Origin of the sequence: Flavobacterium aureirubrum (assembly GCF_038739835.1) — a bacterium.
Taxonomy (GTDB): Bacteria; Bacteroidota; Bacteroidia; order Flavobacteriales; family Flavobacteriaceae; genus Flavobacterium; species Flavobacterium aureirubrum.
This window is the reverse complement of the sequence record NZ_JBCGDO010000099.1, coordinates 1-366: the sequence shown is the minus strand read 5'-3', so window position 1 is coordinate 366 and position 366 is coordinate 1. Positions and strand designations below refer to the sequence as shown.

Annotated in this window: 1 protein-coding gene; it reads left to right on the top strand. The window is 38.0% G+C overall.

The window, feature by feature from the left end; all coding sequences use genetic code 11:
* Positions 1–59: 59 nt before the first annotated feature.
* Positions 60–366 (top strand): transposase (locus tag WFZ85_RS16565; RefSeq protein ID WP_461782274.1); only part of this gene is annotated, 307 nt, incomplete at its 3' end.

The following is a 366-nucleotide window of genomic DNA, read 5'->3' as shown; positions in this document are numbered from 1 at the left end:
ATTTAAACGGCATTCGCTCTTCAAGGCGATTAGAAAAAGAGTGCCATCGCAACCTGGAAATGCAGTGGCTTTTAGAAGCCATTTGCCCTAATTATCATAGCATAGCCGACTTTCGCAAAGACAACCCAAAAGCCCTAAAACAACTCTTCAAACTCTTTGTTTCGTTTTTAAAAAATGCCGATTTAATCACAGGCGAAACCATCGCCATTGATGGCACAAAATCCAGAGCACACAACAGCAAGAAGTCCAACTATAACCAAAGAAAAATCGACAAACACAAAGAATATATCGAACTTAAAACCCAAGAATACCTCAATGAGTTAGACAAAAACGATGTAAAAGAAGACGCTATAAAAATCAGTAACA